Source organism: Pseudobacillus sp. 179-B 2D1 NHS (assembly GCF_045370945.1).
Lineage (GTDB): Bacteria > Bacillota > Bacilli > Bacillales > Domibacillaceae > Pseudobacillus.
This window is the reverse complement of record NZ_JBIQDP010000008.1, coordinates 151838-170253: the sequence shown is the minus strand read 5'-3', so window position 1 is coordinate 170253 and position 18416 is coordinate 151838. Positions and strand designations below refer to the sequence as shown.

Sequence of the window (18416 nt, the reverse complement as noted above, 5' to 3'; positions counted from 1 at the left end):
GATTTCAGCCGCTTTTTTATTATAGACTGTACAACTAGAAAGGAGATGAGGTCAGATGGCAAGAAAACGAGCATTCACGGAGGAAGAACTACTAGACGCAGCAGAGAAGCTCATCATTGAGCACGGCTATAATGGTTTTCACTTAAAAAGACTCGCCGAACATCTTGTTTCGGGTGCACGCAGTACAATATATCAATACTTCTCCAATCGTGAGGAGGTGGCGGCTGCCTGTATGAAACGAGCGATGGACCGAACAGTCAGCAGAGCATCCAGGGTAGACGAAAAAGAACCCATACCAGCCCTTCGCCAATTACTACGTATTTATATGGATGAAGCCGATCTTCACTTTATTCTCGGTGACATACGTAAAATCGATGTGTCGCAATCGAAGAAAGCAGAAGAGCTGGTGGGAGAAGTGATGGAGATGCATCAGGCATTGAGCTTACAACTGGAGCGGCTATTTAAGCAAGCGCAGCAGGAAGGGGACATTCGTGAAGATGTACCGTTTGCCATACTGGCGAGTTTATTTTTTCAGCTGATTAATACCCCAAATGTATTGGCATTGCCGATAGAGGAATGGGCTGATTATTTATTTGAAGTTTGGTATAGAGGGAGCGGATTAAATTGAAGCTCCTTTTTAAACAATTATATTTGACACATATGTCGGTTTTAATTTTAAATAAAAAGAAGGAATAAAATTTAACAAAAGGGGGAGGAAAAATGAAAAAAATACTTGGAGCGTTAACTGATTGGATATCAACAAGAAAAGGCATGTGGACAGTCTTAATCATTTGGCTGTTGATTGCAGGGCTGTTAAGTAGCATCGCCCCAAGCTCACGTGATTACAGTGTTTCCTCCATTGAGTCACTCCCAAGCGATTCGCCAGCAATAGAAGCCGCAGAAAAAGTAAACCAGTACTTTCCGAACGATGAGGGCGTGCCAGCTATTCTTGTCTTTAGTGCTGGCAACAAAAAAATTGAAACTGCCGAGCTCGCTAAGGTGGTCAAGGCGATTAAGCAAAAACAAATAAACCATTTAAAGGAAATAGTGCCCTTCGACCAGCTTCCTCCACCCGCACAGAACCAATTTTTATCAAAGGACCGCTCAGCTGCAGCTATTCCATTAAATTTTAAAGAAGGCCTGGAAAATGATCAGTTAAAAAAGGGAATTCAATCAATAACTTCAACAGCTGAAAAGGAAGCAAGCGATCTTCAAGTGCGTGTAACCGGGCCAGCAGGTATTGCAGTAGATACAACTGCGCTTTTTTCTCAAGCAGATATTGTACTCTTGTTGTCCACTGTTGGACTCATCTTAGTATTGCTTATTGTTATTTATCGTTCCCCATTGCTAGCTTTTATCCCATTGCTTGCCTCAGTGGTCGTTTATGCGGTAACCGACCGTATTTTAGGGTTATATGGAAAAGCTGGCTTAGAAATGAGCAGCCAGTCACTGTCTATTATGACGATTTTGCTGTTTGCAGCGGTAACGGACTATTCATTGTTTGTGCTAGCCCGTTATCGAGAAGAATTAAAGCGGCATGAAAGCAAGTTTGAAGCGATGAAACATGCTATGCGCGAGACGGGAGAACCGGTCTTTTTCTCAGGAGGAACTGTGCTTGCAGCTATGCTCGTACTCTTCTTCGCTGTCATTGGGGATTATCAAAACTTTGCCCCAATTTTCGCTACCGTCATGGCTGTTATTATGCTTGCTTCCGTCACGCTGGTTCCTGCATTATTTGTGTTGTTTGGCAGAAAAGCATTCTGGCCGAAGGTACCGAAAGCAGGGGACAAAACTGAAAGAGATAGCGGGTTCTGGAACCGGATCGCCCGGATAGTGTCAACAAAGCCGATTGCTATTGGCAGTATCGTTATCGCGCTGTTACTGCTAGCTTCACTTAATGTATTAAATGTTAAATATGAATTTAACACGTTAAAATCCTTTCCGGACAATATGCCGTCACTTGAGGGATATGAAATCATTGAACAAAAATTTGCGGCAGGAGATCTTGCTCCCACAATAGTCTTATTTGAAGGAACAGGAGATATGACAAAGCTTACGGCCGAGCTTGAGAAGCAGGAGAATGTGGCTAAGGTACGGCTCCAAGCTTCAACAGAGAATAATAAAGCGCATGAATTGTCGTTATCATTCAACGGAAGCCCCTATGAACGGCCGGCTATGGATGCGCTTGCCAGTCTGCGAAAGAAGTCAGAGAAGGTCATTGCTGATTCCGGAGCAAAGGGAACCCTTTATTTCGCTGGAGAGACAGCAGAGAAGCTGGATGACCGTACGTTAAACAGCCGTGATCTTAAAGTAATTGTTCTGCTGGAAACACTATTGATTTTTGTCATGCTGGTGATATTGACCCGTTCCGTTAAAATGCCCCTGTACATGGTCGGTACCATTCTGCTTTCATTTTTAGCTGCCCTTGGTATTGGGATGTTTTTAACAAATATGCTATTTGGCATTGATGCCATCAGCACAAGGGTGCCGCTTTACTCATTTATCTTTCTTGTCGCACTGGGCATCGATTATAATATTATTTTAGTATCACGCTATATGGAAGAGCGAAGCAGCCATTCTTTAAAAAAAGCAGTCAACACTGCTGTTGCTAAAACAGGGGGGGTTATTTCGTCTGCCGGCATTATTTTAGCTGCGACCTTTGCCGTATTAATGACACAGCCAATAGAAATTTTATTTGTCTTTGGTTTTATTGTCGCCGTCGGAATATTAATTGATACATTTATCGTGCGCGGTTTGCTGCTGCCGGCTTTACTTATGATCTTTGAAAAAGATCGGGCAGACACGCATTCAGAAAAGGAACCTGTTCGAAAAGCGGACAGTTAAAGTCATATACAAAAAGAGGCCTCTGCTATTTAGCAGAGGCCTCTTTTTGTATATTAGATTTGTGGTCCGCCAAGTTCAATAATTTCCTTTGAGACGTTGGAGAACTTCTTGAAGTTTTCACGGAACTTGCCAGCAAGCTCTGCTGCTTTTGTCATGAAAGCATCTTCATCAGCCCATGCCTTGCGCGGAATGAGAACATCATCCGGCACACCAGGTACATGAAGAGGAATTTGCAAGCCGAATGTTTTTGTCGTATACGTTTCTACGTTATTTAATTCGCCTTCGAGAGCTGCTTGGACCATAGCACGTGTATACGCAAGCTTTACGCGGGAACCAACGCCATACTCGCCACCAGTCCAGCCAGTGTTTACAAGGAACACTTGAACGTTGTGCTCATCAATTTTCTCACCAAGCATTTCCGCATAGCGTGTAGCTTCAAGCGGAAGGAATGGTGAACCGAAGCAAGTAGAGAATGTTGCTTGCGGAGAAGTGACACCGCGCTCTGTACCGGCAAGTTTAGATGTATAGCCGCTTAAGAAGTGGTACATCGCTTGCTCTTTAGTTAGCTTGCTGATTGGAGGCAGTACGCCGAATGCATCAGCTGTTAAGAAAATAATTGTATTTGGATGGCCAGCTACGCTTGGATCAACAATGTTATCCATTGCTTGTAGCGGATAAGCGGCACGCGTGTTTTCTGTCAGGGTGTTATCATCGTAATTTGGAATGCGAGACTGTTCATCAAGCACTACATTTTCAAGAACCGAGCCGAAACGGATGGCATCAAAGATTTGTGGTTCCTTCTCACGGGAAAGGCCGATTGTTTTTGCATAGCAGCCGCCCTCAATGTTAAATACACCATTAGAAGACCAGCCATGTTCATCATCGCCGATTAAGCGGCGGTTCGGGTCTGCACTCAAAGTTGTTTTCCCTGTACCAGAAAGACCGAAGAATAGGGCCACATCACCTTCATAGCCAACGTTGGCTGAGCAGTGCATAGACAGAATATCATTTTCAGGAAGCAAGTAGTTCATTACAGAGAAGATCGATTTTTTCATTTCTCCTGCATATTCCGTTCCACCGATCAAAACGATACGGCGCTCAAAAGAAATGATAATAAATGCTTCTGATTTTGTTCCGTCTACTGTAGGGTCTGCTTTAAAGTTCGGAGCAGATACGATTGTGAAGCCTGCTTGATGATCTTTTAATTCTTCCTCAGTTGGACGAATGAAAAGTTGATGAGCAAACAGATTATGCCATGCATATTCATTGATCACCTGAATTGGTAAACGATGGGTTGGATCTGCCCCTGCAAATCCTTTGAAAATAAACAATTCTTCTTGTTCCTTTAAATAATTGATCACTTTAGTGTATAATTGATCGAAGACTTCAGGGGAAATTGGTTCGTTAACCGGTCCCCAATCAATTTTGTCCTTTACTGAAGGCTCTTCAACGATAAATTTATCTTTAGGAGAACGGCCAGTATATTTTCCCGTTTCAGCACATACTGCTCCAGAAGCAGTTAACACGCCCTCTTTACGATTAAGTACTTTTTCTACGAGCTGCGGCACAGATGGCTGCATTGTTACGTTATCACCTTTTAAAAGTTCCAAAATTTCACTTGAAACACTTACAGTCTTCATAAATTAATAACCATCCTTTATCTGAAATTAAATAATTGTTATCGCATTATTTGTTCAAAAATAGTATAACACATTACATTTAATAGTCTATACTATTCACTTATTTTTTTGCGACTTTTTTTATTTACAGATTGTCCGATTTCCTATAAAAGAAACCGAAAAAATGAAGAGATTTTATACGAAACCAGTTGACATTGTCGAACGGATTTCGTATGATGTAACCTTGAACGGATACTCTTATCCTGAGCTGGCGGAGGGACAGGCCCGATGAAGCCCGGCAACCTGCTTGATTGTGATTGGTAGTTATATCGACTGCCGGCACTTATACAATATAAGTTTGTACTCAAGACAAAGGTGCTAACCTGCAGCAAGGGCAAACCTTGAACGATAAGAGTGAAAGGCCTATGTTGATAAGACCAACCTTTCCTCTCTTTATTTCAGGAGGGGTTTTTTTATTTTAAAAGGGTAAACTTAGGGGAAATGAGTACCGTACCATTATCGATCGGCAGTAAGTTGATCATTTTAAGGAGGAAGTTTCATGACTAAAAATCGTCGTCTCTTTACTTCAGAGTCAGTCACTGAAGGGCATCCGGACAAAATTTGCGATCAGATTTCCGATGCTATCCTAGATGAAATCTTATCAAAAGATCCAAATGCGCGTGTCGCAGCGGAAACATCTGTTACAACTGGACTCGTACTCGTAGCAGGGGAGATTACAACCTCTTCGTACGTGGATATTAATAAAATTGTTCGGGAGACAGTTAAGGAAATTGGCTACACTCGTGCAAAATACGGTTTTGATGCCGATACATGCGGTGTGTTGACATCCATTGATGAGCAGTCACCTGATATTGCAGCGGGTGTGAACGTGGCTCTTGAAGCACGTGAAGGCCAAATGAGCGATGAAGAAATTGAAGCGATTGGTGCGGGTGACCAAGGCTTAATGTTCGGTTTTGCTTGTAATGAAACAGCAGAATTAATGCCGCTCCCGATTTCATTGGCTCATAAATTATCCCGTCAATTAACGAGAGTTAGAAAAGAAGAAACGTTATCGTATTTACGTCCAGATGGTAAAACTCAGGTAACAGTTGAATATGATGAAAACGACAAGCCAGTAAGAATCGATACAATTGTTATTTCGACACAGCATCATCCGGAAGTTGCGCTTGAACAAATTCAAAGCGACTTGCGCGAGCATGTCATTGACCCGATGGTCCCTGCAGAATTAATCGATGAACATACAAAGTTCTTTATCAATCCAACAGGCCGTTTTGTTATCGGCGGACCTCAAGGAGATGCGGGCTTAACAGGCCGGAAAATTATCGTGGATACATACGGTGGTTATGCACGCCATGGAGGCGGAGCATTCTCCGGTAAAGATCCAACAAAGGTAGACCGTTCAGCAGCTTATGCAGCTCGTTACGTAGCAAAAAATATTGTTGCGGCCGGCCTTGCTGATAAATGTGAAGTCCAGCTCGCCTATGCGATTGGTGTAGCTCAGCCTGTTTCAATTGCTGTCGATACGTTCGGCACAGGAACGGTTTCTGAAGATGTGCTTGTTGAACTTGTTCGCAATAATTTTGATCTGCGTCCAGCGGGCATTATTAATATGCTTGGACTGCGTCGTCCAATTTATAAACAAACAGCCGCTTATGGACATTTTGGTCGTACAGATGTGGATCTTCCTTGGGAAAGAACAGACAAAGCTGAAATCTTAAAAGATCAGGCATCAAATTAATAAGCAGCAAAAAGCCTGGAGACTCTTTAACGGTCTTCAGGCTTTTTTTGTATGCTTTTATAGTACTGTCCTTTTTCTACGTACTCTCTGACAATGCGCTCCATATCTTTTCTGTCTTCCTCATTCACTGGGCGAATCACTTTTGCCGGCCGGCCAAATGCCACGGAGTGAGGAGGAATGACTTTTCCCTGGGGAACAAGACTACCGGCCCCGATAAATGCTCCTTCACCAATTTCTGCATTATCAAGAATGATGGAACCCATACCGATTAAAGCTTTTTTTCTAATTTTACAGCTGTGCAAAATAACTTGATGGCCGACTGTGACTTCATCTTCAATAACAAGCGGGTTGTTCGGGCTTTGATGCAATACAGAATTATCCTGAATGCTCACTTTTTTGCCGATTACAGTCGGGGCTACATCCCCGCGAATAGAAGTATTAAACCAAATATTTGTTTCTTCGCCAATAGTTACATCTCCCGTAATTGTTACATAATCGGCGATATAAGCAGAATCAGCAACAATAGGAGTTTTATTGTTATAAGGATAGATCATTTTTTCTCTCCTCCTTTTATGTTTCCTGCAACAGAAAGCAGGATGGACTTGCTTATTATTTTATCTAAAACGATTTGATTTGTATAATAGAAGACAAACGTATAGGATTACAAAAAGCCGGAGGAAGATGCTTGATGTGGAAATGGGAAACAGAACAACAGCCGAAAGGTGTCATCGTTATGATTCATGGGGCGATGGAGCATCATGGCCGTTATGGTTGGCTGATTGAAATGTGGCGCAGAAACGGCTTTCATGTAGTGATGGGCGACCTGCCCGGCCAAGGCATGACATCGAGAGCTAAAAGAGGACATATTTCATCATTTAATGAGTATATAGAGGAAGTAAAAGACTGGGTGCAGGCAGCGTATCAATTTGATTTGCCTTTATTTATATTAGGACATAGCATGGGAGGGCTAATTGCTATTCGTCTGCTGCAGGAGATGGAAGTGGAGACAGCAGGCGTGATTTTGTCATCGCCTTGTCTCGGTATGAATCATACGCCACCTAAAGTAATGGATATTCTATCGCACGGTTTGAATTCACTCTCGCCCTCAGTGAAGTTTTCTTCCGGACTGACAGTTGAAATGGCGACAAGAAATGAAGAGGTAAGACAAGCAGATAAAGAAGATTTGCTTTATGTAAATAAAGTGTCAGTTCGCTGGTACCGCGAACTGCTTCAAGCCATCAAGACGGCTGATTTAAAGACAGGGGCAGTGCCTGATGTTCCGCTTCTTGTCATGCAGGCGGGGGATGACTTGATTGTCGATAAAAAAAGCGTCAGAAAATGGTTTCACCGGCTCGATTTGTCAGAGATGCATTATAAAGAGTGGCCGGGACTCTATCATGAAATATTTAACGAGCCAGAGAGAGAGGAAGTTTTCCATTATGCGAAAGGGTTCGTGGAAAATCGGTTGCGTTTACTAGGATATGTGATTGAGGAGTGAGGTGACACAATGCCTGTACCAGTAACGCCGCTTCATCTAATGCACAATATTTATAAAAAAGTGTTTCCTGTCGTGCATGAACAGCTGCAATATTGGAAAGAGAAAGCAGGGATGATTCCAAATAAAGAACTGCGCCGCCAGGCTCTCTCCAGCATTGAACATAAGACGTTTCATTGCGAAGGAGGAGCTGTGCTGGCATTATTGTCGAGAGACCGGCTCGTTCAGGCTGTCCGCTTTATTGTTACCTACCAGACCATCAGTGATTATCTCGACAATCTTTGTGACCGCAGTACGTCCCTTGATCCAGCTGATTTTGCTGCGCTTCATGAATCGATGGAAGATTCTCTGACGCCGGGCGTCCCGCTTCGTGATTACTACCGTGGCCGGATGGATCAAAACGATGGCGGTTACTTATCTGAGTTAGTGACCACATGTCAGTCTGTGCTCGCTGGAATGAAGGGGTATGAGGTGATTGCCCCTCACCTTAAAGAGCTATGCCGTTATTATTGTGATTTACAAATACATAAGCATGTTAAAAAAGAAGAACGAGAGCACCGCCTGATTAAATGGTTCGAAGAGTACCAAGATGAGTGGCCGCAAATGGAATGGTACGAATTCTCTGCTTGTACCGGTTCGACGCTTGCTATTTTTTGTTTAGTATCATACGGCTTAAATGAGCCATTAAGCCATGCGCAGGCACAGCAAATAAAAAACAGTTATTTTCCCTATATACAGGGGCTTCACATTCTGCTTGATTATCTGATTGATCAGAAGGAAGACCGGGAAGGTGGAGATTTAAATTTCTGTTTTTATTATCAGGATGAAAAACAATTGTTTGAGCGGCTCGTTTATTTTATGGAGAAGGCGGACGAGCAGATAGAAGGGATAAAAGATTCTCGCTTTCATAAACTGATCAATCGTGGACTGCTAGGTGTGTATTTATCGGATAGCAAAGTTTATGAACAAACAGGCATTTACAAGCTCTCCAAAAAAGTCATTCGCAGAGGCGGAGCAGTTTCCCGCTTTTTCTATTTTAATGGCCGAATGTACAGATACGTGCAGCAAGTATTCCCGCGATTGTTCCATAAAACAACATTTCGTTGAAGAAAGATGGACAGAAATAAAAGGAGATGGCGCAGTGAGTTTACAATTAAGCATATTGGATCAATCGCCAATTTCAGAAGGGATGGGAGCAGAGGAAGCCCTAGCGCAAACCGTTCAGCTTGCTCGTCATGCTGAAGCGCTAGGATATGAACGTTTCTGGGTTTCAGAACATCATGACGCTTCAAGTCTTGCTGGATCTTCGCCAGAGGTATTGATGGCTTATTTGGCAGCTAAGACTAAGGCCATTCGCATTGGTTCCGGAGGAGTCATGCTTCCCCACTACAGCCCCTACAAGATAGCGGAGAATTTCCGAGTGCTCGAAGGGTTGGCTCCTGGCCGAATTGATGCGGGGATAGGTCGGGCACCGGGTGGCATGCCAATGTCTTCTTTGGCGCTTAATAGAGGCGAATATCGCCAAGTGGACCGTTTTCCTGAGCAGATTGATGAATTACTAGCCTATCTTGCGGGAGATGAAGAGAATATACCTTACCCAGGACTGAAAGCCACACCGCTCATTCAAACAAGGCCGGATGTCTGGCTGCTTGGCTCCAGTCCGGCAAGCGCCCTCCTTGCGGCAAAAAAAGGATTGCCATACACATTTGCCCAATTTATCAACGGAGAGGATGGGCAAGAGAGTCTGGCTGCTTATCTGAACTCCTTTCAGCCGTCGCCCTGGCTTTCAAAGCCAAAGAGCATGGTGGCTGTGTTCACTATTTGTGCTGAAACGGATGAAAAGGCAGAGTGGCTGGCTTCCAGCCTGGATCTATCCTTGTTGATGACGGCCCAAGGCATGAAGTCGAACGGCACACCGAGCCCTGAAAAAGCAGCACCCTACCGTTACAGTGAATATGAACGTAAATTTATCTGCGAAAACAGGAAGCGAATGGTGATTGGGAGTCCTGAACGTGTGCGTGAACAATATAAGCAGATTAGTGAGGAATATCAAACGGAGAATATCATGGCTGTGTCCATTATGTATCATTTCGAGGACAAATTAAAATCAATGGAGCTGCTGGCAAAAGCAGCTGAATTATAAAAAAGCAGGCTATAGCCTGCTTTTTTGATGGTCAGACAAAGGATTCAAATGGTTGTTAGATAATCAGAGCGCAGAAAATTACCTTTTTTCAATGGCTATAATAAACGGCGGATGATTTGCCTGATTGATAAATTCGTAACGGAGGACGTGAGCTTTTTGTTGATCGATGTTTTCTACGAAGCTAAGCAGCTTCTCTTTTTCCACTGCTCCCTCTTCATGACCATGATAAATAACGAGCACAATAATGCCTCCGGAAATAAGCATGGAGAAAATTTGCTCTACAGCGGCAATGGTAGTGTCTGGCTTTGTAACGATAGATTTGTCTCCTTTTGGCAAATAGCCAAGGTTAAATACGGCTCCCTTTAACTGGCTTTGCCATTCAGCAGGAATAAGTGCCGCTGCCTGTTCATGGCCGCAACCAAATAGAGTGACCCGCTCACTTAGCTGGTGTTCTTCGAGACGGACAGTTGTATTAGTCAGTGCCTGCTCCTGAATATCAAAACCAAATACATGCCCCTCTTCGCCAACAAGCTTGGCTAAAAATACCGTATCATGGCCATTGCCAACGGTTGCATCAATCGCTGCGCTGCCTTTAGTTATAGCTTTCTCTAAAAGTATGCGTGCGAACGGAAGAATTCCATCTACATTCATTGCATATCCCTCTTTCACAGCTTAAATAATTAAGATAGTCTCTGATGATTATACATAAAATAAACGGTTGCTGATATAATGCATATAATTACTAGAATAATAGTGGTGGAAAAATAAAAAAAAGAAAGGGCGTTGCCTTTTGAACACAGTAGTCACAAAGCCGCCTTACGTCAAAACTGTTTCGGACTTGATAGAGACAATTCAGCAGCTCTGGGCACTTAAATCATATAATGCTTTGCAGGAGTGGCTTGCACAAGTGGAAACTGAAGATGAATATTACCGTTTGCTCCGGCTGGCCGATGCCGGAGCAATGTATCGATACAGCAATTTTTTAGCAACGGCTGCCAACAAGCGCTTTCGCTCTGTCCGCACATTTTCTTGGTATTGTTATAGCCTGCTTGAACAAGGAAAGAGTCTAGAGGCGGAGGCAAAGATGAAACAGCGCTTGTTTGATGAAGGCGTCGATTCCTTGACGCTCGAAGAAAAAAAAGCGGCTTGGCTTTTGCTTGTCAAAGCACTTTGCCAATTGCACCGCTACCGGGAAGCGGCCGATTATATACGTCTCATTGAAGAGTCAGGCAATTTGTTGTCGCCCGATCAGCTAGCGGATTTCTATTTAGAAACGAATAATTGGGAACAAGCTGAACAGATAGTGAAAAAAGGGCTTGATCTGCCATTTCACGAACGTGGTGACGTCAGCTTGCTCGTATATGTAGATTTGTTGTCAAGGCAAGGAAATCACGAAGCAGCACTTCACATGCTGCAAAAAGGAACCGAGGTCTTCCCAGAATGCCCTGTATTTCAGTTGGAACAAATGCGTAGCTTTCGTCTGGCTGGTGACTTCCAAGCGATTCTTGATCATGCTGATTATTTAAATAACAAAAATCCCTTTCATGAAAACAAGGATTATTTCATTTATTTAAAAGCCGAAGCGCTTTACAAGCTGGAAAAGTGGGATGAATTAAAACAATGGATTGCCGCACACAAAACAGTGCTAGAAAAGACAATATTTAGTGAACGGACAATAGATCCGAATAAAGCTTATCAACAAATCATGATTCAGCCAATTCGGCAAAAGTTGAATTATTGTGTACCGGCTACCCTTTCAATGATGATGCAAACAGCTGGAAAAAATGTGTCGCAGGATGAAGTTGCCGAGCACGTTTTTGATGTGACTGGCTCCAAGTTAATGACAGCTATTGATTATATGGCTTCTTTAGGCTTCTCCTCTGCATTTTTTAAAGGGACGGTCGAGTTATACAAGCATTTCATTGATAACGGATGTCCGGTCGTACTCGATATGCTGATTGAAAACCAGTCACATGTTCAGCTTGTTACCGGGTATGATGACAGACTTGGAGTGTTGTTTGTTCAAGATCCTAACGAGCTGGAAACACTGCTTGTTCCTTATGAAGAAGCTGCGCACACTTATCGATTAAAAGATCGGCTCTCGCTCGTGTTTGTTCAGGGAGAACAAAAAGAGATGCTTGAACAGCTAGATCTGCGCACTCATAAGTTTTTTCAAAAAATATTTGTCTATTTAGAACAAATGGAAGAGAATGCGGAAGCAGTCGTTGCTGATTTTCTCGCTTATCTGACAGAAAATGACGAGGAAATTTTTTCTTCTATTATCGGTTTGACGATGATTCAGCACCCAAAAGCTAAGCCATTTCTGAATAAGTGGATTAAAAACGTAAAACAGCGATTTGGTGAGGATGATGAGGAGATCCAGCTGCTCATTGCTCATTCTTATTATATGCATGACCAAACTGGCGAGGAATTCGAACGTGCCATGCATCATATCAAGCAAAAAAATGCTTACGCCCATTTTCTTCTCGGAATCGTAGATTATCAGAACGATCAAACAGAGAGAGCTATTTTTCATTTAAAGCGTTCACTTGAGAAAGATCCTTTTCAGCCTTCTGCTTATGCCTACTTAGCGCGATGTTATGCAGAGTTCTCGCAGTTTCAGTTGGCACAGCAATGGGCGCTTATAGCGCTTGAGCAAGCGCAAACAGATGAATTTATTCGCTCAACATACGCACTTATGTTATTGGAGTCGGAAGCAGTTCAAGAGGCGATGGCTGAGTTTAAAAAGCTGTCTGAGGATTATCCACAGGATCATTATTATATATATGAAATTGGCCGTTGCTATATGGAGATGGGGGATAGCCGAGCGATTAAGTGGCTAAAGCGTGCAATGGAGATGAATCCTGCAGTACCCTATCCTTATTTGCGCATTGCCGAAATTCGAATGAATGAAGAAAAGTGGGAGCGGGCAGAAGCATATTTGCAAATAGGGACAGAGGAAGTGGTGCCGGAAGAAACAGGAATTCTTTGGTTATATATCGGTCATACGCGCATGGGCCGTGAGATGTATAGTCATGCGGAGGAAGCTTATAAACAGGCTGTGCAGCTTGACAGCGATGGAGAACTGCTTGCGGCAGTATACGAAGCACAGTCAATTATTAAGCAAGGGGACTGGCAGCGGGCTGAAAATGTTATTCGCTGTTATGCTGAGCCTGCGGATAACCCCGATATATACGTAAGAGCTGGCGCCATGATGATGGAAGAAGCTGAAAAAGACAAGGAAAAGGAGCTTGGCCTTGATTTTATGGAAACAGGATTAATACAAGGCAGCGGATTAGGAGAACAGGTTTCTTTATACGTTGAATATGTAGAAGATACGCCTTTTATTCACCGCGCGCTCACTTTTTTGCAAAAGCTTCGAACCCAGTATCCGTTAAGTGATTTGTATTGTTATGAGGCGATTTTTCAGGAGGATCTGGAAAACTTTTCTATAGCTGAATCGCTTTTGCTGGAAGCGGTAGAGCTTGACAAAAAGAACACCTTTCCTCATTATCGCCTCGGAAAACTGTATCGAGCGTTGGAGAAACATAAGCTTGCCGAGCGTCATTTGCTGGAGTGCATCAAAATCGATCCTGATTTTACTGCTGCCCATGAAGAGTTGGCGGGTTTATATGAAGAAGCGGACGATATAGAGAAGGCGAAAAAGTATCGATTTCGCGTATTTGAAGCCATTCCGCAAGCATGCGAGATAAAGCAGCTTGCAGAGTGGATGGCCTCTCCAGCCGAGCGGCAGAAATTAAAGAATCATTTGATCAATCTGCAAGGAACAATCGATGAAGAATGGCGCTTGGCTGCCCTTAGTGAAGTATTGGAGACGAGAGAAGCGATCCATTTACTTGAGAAAGAAGAAGCTGTAAACTTGAGAGCGAAATTGGCGGAGTTTTATACCGATAACGGGCAGGAGAAAGAGGCCTTGGCCTTAATAAAAACATTGATTCAAAAAGAACCGACCAATGAACATTTGTATGCCCCATGGATGAAAGCTCTGTACAGTTCGAGAAAATTATTGAAAATTGAAAAGTTGATCAAAAGCATGAAGCTACCTTCAGAAGATGCAGCAGCTATATATAGAAACAGCGGCAGTGCACTTGTCCCTTATATAGAAAAGCTCGAGGAAGAGAAAAGCGGCATATGGAAGAAGATTGCTGGCGGTTTGAAGACGGTTGGATTAATTAGTGTGATTATCGCTTTATATGAAAAGGCAATTGAGTTAGATCCTGATAACTCTGAGAACTATAGCCAGCTGGCTTCTTTTTACTTAGAGCGAGAGGTAGCAGACGAGGCATTAAAGGTATTAAAATTATATTTAAAACGGCATGAGGATGACAATTTTTGTTTTAAAGCAGCTGCTTCAGCTTTGGCACATGGGACAGAAAATGGAAAAGACAAATATATTAAGGAGGCCCAGGAATATCTGCTTATGCTAAAGGAGAAGCATCCTGCTGATGCAGATGTCCGGGAAATGCTCGCAGATTCGTTTCTTTTCCTCGGTGAACCAAAGGCAGCCCTAAAAGAATATAAAGCACTTATTAAAAAAGCCCCTTTCAAAATAGAAGGCTATGTCGGAAGGATACTTGCGTGCCTTGACCTTGACCAGGAAGAGGAAGCAGAAAAGAGCCTAAAGCAAATACCAGAACAAATGCGGGAACGTGTGATGGACCAGCTTAGGGAGTTGGCGGATGAGCACCCGGCATTAAAAGTACTGATAAGTAAATAGAAGAGAAAGACCGGCTGCTAATGCGCCGGTTTTTTATTTTGAGATTGAGACAGCTTGCCTGATTGAGGCCAGCTATTAGACGACACAAAGTATAGTGGATGTTCCTTGTAAAGAATGGAACATCTATACCCGAAGGCGGGATACGCGTAGAATTCGACTAATCGACGGATGCTGCTGGGTGAGAGTCAAAATATAGGGTCATTATTGATTGGATAAGGGAGAATGAATCATTAGGGATTCTCCTTATAGCTCGAGGTATAAAATTTACTTACTTCCAAAAAATAAGCGCATGAAATCATTTAGGAGGTAAGTAATGTGGACATAAAACGAGCAAAACAAATCGTATCTTCATCTGCAGATATTGATGTAACATTCCAAGGTGTTTCCGTTTGGATTGACGAACTGCATGAAGAGGAGAAAATGGCAACTGTTCATTTAAGAGGCCCATTGGAAGAAAGAACACGAGTCGCCATTCAAGATTTAACTGAGGAGAAGGAGTAAGAAAGAAAACCCGCTCTTGGCTACAAAGAGCGGGTTTTCTTTCTTACTAAAGCTTGGCATTAGACTTCCTCTTGGTCGCCATTCTCGCCATCGTTGACTGCAATGCCGTCTCCGCCGACAGCGTGCTGCTGTTTCGTATTAGAGCTCGCGACGGCTGCATTTGTTCCAGCGGCGCTGTCTGTTCCACTGCCGCTTGCCACCTGAGTCGCTCCTGCTGTTTCTTCGGATCGATTGATCTGATTGTTGATAACAATGACAATTCCTTCCTCATCATCTTTCCAGCTTCCATGTTTTTCATGCGGCTCTTGCTGATCGCCGTTTAGGCCGAAGTTTTTGGCTTCTCCTTCCGCTCCCACACTTTGCTGTTGTTCGGTGTTTGACGAATCAATCGCGGCATTATTTCCTGCTGTGCTATTTCTTCCAGCCCCGCTCGCAATTTGCGTAGTATTTGGTGCGCTGGTGAATTGATTATTAATAACGATAACAATTTTGGTTGTTTCAGGAACAGAGGACTTAGCAACAATTCGTTCTCCATCTCTTTCAATGAAAACGTCTACCTTTTGGACGTCGTTCTTCTCCCGTTCCATTTCGTCGTTATAATCATCAAGATTTTTATCAAAGCTCATTTTGGACCTCCTTCTTTTGATAAATCTAAGGAGAGTGCATACATTTCAAAGGTTTTGCAGGCTGGCGTTTGTTAGGCATGTACTTCGTTAACATCTGGATAAGCTCCCTATTACTATAAATGCTAGATAAAAAAATTTTCTTGTACAAATGTACAATATTTTAAATGCCGTTAAAAAAGCTATTTAAGCTGATAAAAAACATGGCTGTCGACAAAGTCGACAGCCAGCATTTATTTTAAGTCCACCAGTTTTAATAATTAATCCGTTTCTCACCTTTTTTGCAAAGTTCGAGGTGTCGTGCGCCCTGAAAGCTGTTACGCCGTTTTAATTCAGCATCAATGGCATTGAGCACGGTCCATTTATCGACACTCCACATTGGGCCAACCATTAAGTTGATAGGTCCATCGCCAGTAATGCGATGAATAATCATTTCCGGCGGCAAGATTTCGAGCTGATCACATACGAGATTCACATAGTCTTCAAGAGATAAAAACTCAAGCAGCCCTTTCTCATATTGCTTCACCATTGGTGTGCCTTTTAACAAATGGAGCAAATGAATTTTAATTCCTTGAACATCAAGGCGGGCAACTGTCTCCGCTGTTTCCATCATCATCTCGGGTGTCTCAAGAGGGAGGCCGTTAATAATATGGGAACAGATGCGGATATCATGCTTGCGCAATTTCTCTACCCCCTCTACATAAGTAGAAAAGTCGTGTGCCCGGTTAATAAGTTGTGCCGTCTTTTCATGAACAGTTTGCAAACCGAGTTCCACCCATAAGTAAGTGCGCTTATTTAGTTCAGCTAAATATTCGACTACTTCATCCGGAAGACAATCCGGGCGTGTAGCGATCGATAAACCGACGACACCCTCCTGGCTAAGAACAGTTTCATATTTCTCGCGAAGCACTTCTACGGGAGCATGAGTGTTTGTATATGCCTGAAAATAGGCCATGTATTTGCCGTTCTTCCATTTTTGATGCATTTTTCCTTTAATATCGTGAAACTGTTTCTCTAGACTGTCAGACCGGCTGCCGGCAAAATCACCCGACCCGGCGGCACTGCAAAAGGTGCAGCCGCCGAATGCGACTGTTCCGTCGCGATTTGGGCAGTCAAACCCTCCGTCCAGCGCAACCTTGAATACTTTATGTCCAAAATGATTGCGTAAATGATAATTCCATGTATGATAGCGCTTATTGTCACTTGCGTAAGGAAATGGATTCATCTTTATTAAACTCACCCTCTCTTTCAAGCTGGGCAAATGCTGCAGCATAAAGGAAATTTTATCATGAATAAGCAATAGAAAGCGAGCTTCATCCGTGGAAGATTAGTCAGAATTTTAAGTTCAGAAAACGGCTTGAAAAATTTGGCTTGGCGATCTACAATACTATTTTGGAACTCGAAATAATTAAATAAAACAGGAGGGGATACAGTATGCCAAAAGCAGTTTGGTTGTTAGTGATCGGCATGGTGATTAATGTGACAGGTGCTTCGTTCTTATGGCCTCTCAATACCATTTACATACATGGTGAATTAGGAAAATCCTTGTCGATAGCAGGGATTGTTTTAATGTTAAATGCTGGGGCTACCGTTGTAGGCAATTTGCTCGGTGGGGCGTTATTTGACCGTCTTGGTGGTTACAGAACGATTTTACTTGGGGCAGGCTTAAATTTGATTGCGATGGCTGGCATGACAATGTGGCATGACTGGCCCCATTATGTTATCTTTTTAACGATTGTCGGCTTCGGATCAGGAGCGATCTTTCCGGCTGTCTACGCGCTTGTTGGTGCGGTTTGGCCAAAAGGAGGACGCCGGGCATTTAATGCTGTGTATATTTCGCAAAACGCCGGGGTGGCGCTAGGTTCTGCAATGGGTGGTTTTGTTGCTTCTTTCTCCTTTAATTATATCTTTGCGGCCAACTTGGCTATGTTTGTTGTTTTCTTTCTCATAGCCGCTTTTGGTTATCGCCAAATGGCCAATGTGACCGGAGTACAAACAAATGTCATTGCGGAAAATGGCAAAGTGAAGAACCGCAGCAAGATGACGGCACTTTTCATACTATGTACAGCTTATATGCTTTGCTGGGTTGGCTATGTTCAATGGCAGTCGACTATCGCAAACTATACACAAGAAATAAATATCAGCCTGAAAGAATACAGTTTTCTATGGACAGTTAATGGCTTGTTAATCGTGTTTGGCCAGCCGCTCGTTAACTTTTTTGTTCGGGCTTTTCAGGATAATTTAAAAAAGCAAATTATGATTGGAATTCTTATTTTCATGGGATCATTTGCTATTACCGCTTTTGCAAGCGACTTTAGAGGGTTTCTCGCCGCTATGCTTATCTTAACTATCGGTGAAATGTTTGTCTGGCCGGCGGTGCCGACCGTAGCCAGCCAATTATCACCAAAAGGCAGAGAAGGGTTTTACCAGGGAATCGTAAATAGCACCGCAACAGCCGGACGGATGTTTGGACCGGTGCTCGGCGGGATTCTCGTGGATCTATACGGCATGCCGATACTATTTATCACTCTGATGGCTTTCTTGCTTATTAGCATGGGATTAACAATGATTTACGATCGGCCATTAAAAAAGAAAAAAGAAGTACCATCTCCTTCCATATCTTCTCTTTAAGCTTGCAACTGTGGGCAATTTTGTCTAAAATAGTCGTAGATTGAATAAGTAAAAGATGATGAT

At 43.0% G+C, this 18416-nt stretch carries 14 protein-coding genes, 1 riboswitch and 1 other annotated feature (1 of these 16 cut by a window edge); of the genes, 9 read left to right on the top strand and 5 right to left on the bottom strand.

Annotation, left to right across the window (positions count from 1 at the left end; all coding sequences use genetic code 11):
- Positions 1 to 55 precede the first annotated feature (55 nt).
- Both ACH0BF_RS10600 and ACH0BF_RS10595 read left to right on the top strand, forming a co-directional pair.
- A complete protein-coding gene (locus ACH0BF_RS10600; RefSeq protein WP_340852787.1) occupies positions 56 to 628 on the top strand; it encodes a TetR/AcrR family transcriptional regulator in 573 nt (190 codons plus the stop codon).
- A 92-nt stretch (positions 629 to 720) separates the two neighbouring features.
- The gene (locus tag ACH0BF_RS10595; protein ID WP_340852790.1) at positions 721 to 2844 is read left to right on the top strand and encodes an MMPL family transporter; all 2124 of its coding nucleotides are present in this window, start codon (positions 721 to 723) and stop codon (positions 2842 to 2844) included.
- Between the two features lie 53 nt (positions 2845 to 2897).
- Here the strand turns inward: ACH0BF_RS10595 and pckA are convergent, their stop codons facing one another.
- Positions 2898 to 4484 (bottom strand): phosphoenolpyruvate carboxykinase (ATP), encoded by a 1587-nt coding sequence (gene pckA, locus ACH0BF_RS10590; RefSeq protein WP_340852793.1) that lies wholly within the window; start codon positions 4482 to 4484, stop codon positions 2898 to 2900.
- A gap of 234 nt (positions 4485 to 4718) precedes the next feature.
- Positions 4719 to 4878, top strand: a riboswitch (SAM riboswitch).
- Between the two features lie 144 nt (positions 4879 to 5022).
- Between pckA and metK the strand changes: the two genes are divergently transcribed.
- Positions 5023 to 6222, top strand: a complete 1200-nt coding sequence (gene metK / locus ACH0BF_RS10585) for a methionine adenosyltransferase (RefSeq protein WP_120033936.1) — start codon at positions 5023 to 5025, stop codon at positions 6220 to 6222.
- 26 nt (positions 6223 to 6248) lie between these two features.
- Here the strand turns inward: metK and ACH0BF_RS10580 are convergent, their stop codons facing one another.
- Positions 6249 to 6776 carry a gamma carbonic anhydrase gene (locus ACH0BF_RS10580; RefSeq protein WP_120033934.1) on the bottom strand — a complete coding sequence of 176 codons (528 nt, stop codon included), beginning with the start codon at positions 6774 to 6776 and terminating at the stop codon, positions 6249 to 6251.
- Positions 6777 to 6910: 134 nt separating this feature from the next.
- Here ACH0BF_RS10580 and ACH0BF_RS10575 point away from each other — a divergent pair, with 134 nt between their 5' ends.
- From ACH0BF_RS10575 to ACH0BF_RS10565, 3 genes are read left to right on the top strand one after another with little or no spacing between them, the layout of a single operon-like run.
- Complete coding sequence (locus ACH0BF_RS10575) at positions 6911 to 7720, top strand: alpha/beta hydrolase (protein WP_120033931.1); 810 nt, start codon at positions 6911 to 6913, stop codon at positions 7718 to 7720.
- Positions 7721 to 7729: 9 nt separating this feature from the next.
- Positions 7730 to 8824, top strand: a complete 1095-nt coding sequence (locus ACH0BF_RS10570) for a tetraprenyl-beta-curcumene synthase family protein (RefSeq protein WP_340852794.1) — start codon at positions 7730 to 7732, stop codon at positions 8822 to 8824.
- Positions 8825 to 8858: 34 nt separating this feature from the next.
- Positions 8859 to 9860 (top strand): LLM class flavin-dependent oxidoreductase, encoded by a 1002-nt coding sequence (locus ACH0BF_RS10565; RefSeq protein ID WP_340852795.1) that lies wholly within the window; start codon positions 8859 to 8861, stop codon positions 9858 to 9860.
- A 78-nt stretch (positions 9861 to 9938) separates the two neighbouring features.
- On the opposite strand, the gene mnmM is transcribed toward ACH0BF_RS10565, so the two are convergent.
- Positions 9939 to 10511 (bottom strand): tRNA 5-(aminomethyl)-2-thiouridylate-methyltransferase MnmM, encoded by a 573-nt coding sequence (mnmM, locus tag ACH0BF_RS10560; RefSeq protein ID WP_340852796.1) that lies wholly within the window; start codon positions 10509 to 10511, stop codon positions 9939 to 9941.
- A 139-nt stretch (positions 10512 to 10650) separates the two neighbouring features.
- Between mnmM and ACH0BF_RS10555 the strand changes: the two genes are divergently transcribed.
- Both ACH0BF_RS10555 and ACH0BF_RS10550 read left to right on the top strand, forming a co-directional pair.
- On the top strand, positions 10651 to 14598 hold the full coding sequence (locus ACH0BF_RS10555) for a tetratricopeptide repeat protein (RefSeq protein ID WP_406909358.1): 3948 nt from the start codon (positions 10651 to 10653) through the stop codon (positions 14596 to 14598).
- Positions 14599 to 14913: 315 nt separating this feature from the next.
- On the top strand, positions 14914 to 15099 hold the full coding sequence (locus ACH0BF_RS10550; RefSeq protein ID WP_120033921.1) for an H-type small acid-soluble spore protein: 186 nt from the start codon (positions 14914 to 14916) through the stop codon (positions 15097 to 15099).
- A 59-nt stretch (positions 15100 to 15158) separates the two neighbouring features.
- On the opposite strand, the gene ACH0BF_RS10545 is transcribed toward ACH0BF_RS10550, so the two are convergent.
- Together ACH0BF_RS10545 and mnmL are read right to left on the bottom strand one after the other, a co-directional pair.
- Positions 15159 to 15686 carry a hypothetical protein gene (locus tag ACH0BF_RS10545; protein WP_340856353.1) on the bottom strand — a complete coding sequence of 176 codons (528 nt, stop codon included), beginning with the start codon at positions 15684 to 15686 and terminating at the stop codon, positions 15159 to 15161.
- A 289-nt stretch (positions 15687 to 15975) separates the two neighbouring features.
- Positions 15976 to 16947: a tRNA modification radical SAM protein MnmL/YtqA gene (gene mnmL, locus ACH0BF_RS10540; protein WP_406909357.1), complete on the bottom strand. Its 972-nt coding sequence runs from the start codon at positions 16945 to 16947 to the stop codon at positions 15976 to 15978.
- 209 nt (positions 16948 to 17156) lie between these two features.
- Between mnmL and ACH0BF_RS10535 the strand changes: the two genes are divergently transcribed.
- Positions 17157 to 18353 carry an MDR family MFS transporter gene (locus ACH0BF_RS10535; RefSeq protein WP_406909356.1) on the top strand — a complete coding sequence of 399 codons (1197 nt, stop codon included), beginning with the start codon at positions 17157 to 17159 and terminating at the stop codon, positions 18351 to 18353.
- Between the two features lie 49 nt (positions 18354 to 18402).
- Positions 18403 to 18416, top strand: a binding site (T-box leader) (it continues 206 nt past the right edge of the window).

Bases quoted from the DNA above. Each gene is read 5' to 3' on its own strand.
- ACH0BF_RS10600 (WP_340852787.1), top strand. From the start codon at position 56: ATGGCAAGAAAACGAGCATTCACGGAGGAAGAACTACTAGACGCAGCA.
- ACH0BF_RS10595 (WP_340852790.1), top strand. From the start codon at position 721: ATGAAAAAAATACTTGGAGCGTTAACTGATTGGATATCAACAAGAAAA.
- pckA (WP_340852793.1), bottom strand. From the start codon at position 4,484: ATGAAGACTGTAAGTGTTTCAAGTGAAATTTTGGAACTTTTAAAAGGT.
- metK (WP_120033936.1), top strand. From the start codon at position 5,023: ATGACTAAAAATCGTCGTCTCTTTACTTCAGAGTCAGTCACTGAAGGG.
- ACH0BF_RS10580 (WP_120033934.1), bottom strand. From the start codon at position 6,776: ATGATCTATCCTTATAACAATAAAACTCCTATTGTTGCTGATTCTGCT.
- ACH0BF_RS10575 (WP_120033931.1), top strand. From the start codon at position 6,911: ATGTGGAAATGGGAAACAGAACAACAGCCGAAAGGTGTCATCGTTATG.
- ACH0BF_RS10570 (WP_340852794.1), top strand. From the start codon at position 7,730: ATGCCTGTACCAGTAACGCCGCTTCATCTAATGCACAATATTTATAAA.
- mnmM (WP_340852796.1), bottom strand. From the start codon at position 10,511: ATGAATGTAGATGGAATTCTTCCGTTCGCACGCATACTTTTAGAGAAA.
- ACH0BF_RS10545 (WP_340856353.1), bottom strand. From the start codon at position 15,686: ATGGAACGGGAGAAGAACGACGTCCAAAAGGTAGACGTTTTCATTGAA.
- mnmL (WP_406909357.1), bottom strand. From the start codon at position 16,947: ATGAATCCATTTCCTTACGCAAGTGACAATAAGCGCTATCATACATGG.
- ACH0BF_RS10535 (WP_406909356.1), top strand. From the start codon at position 17,157: ATGCCAAAAGCAGTTTGGTTGTTAGTGATCGGCATGGTGATTAATGTG.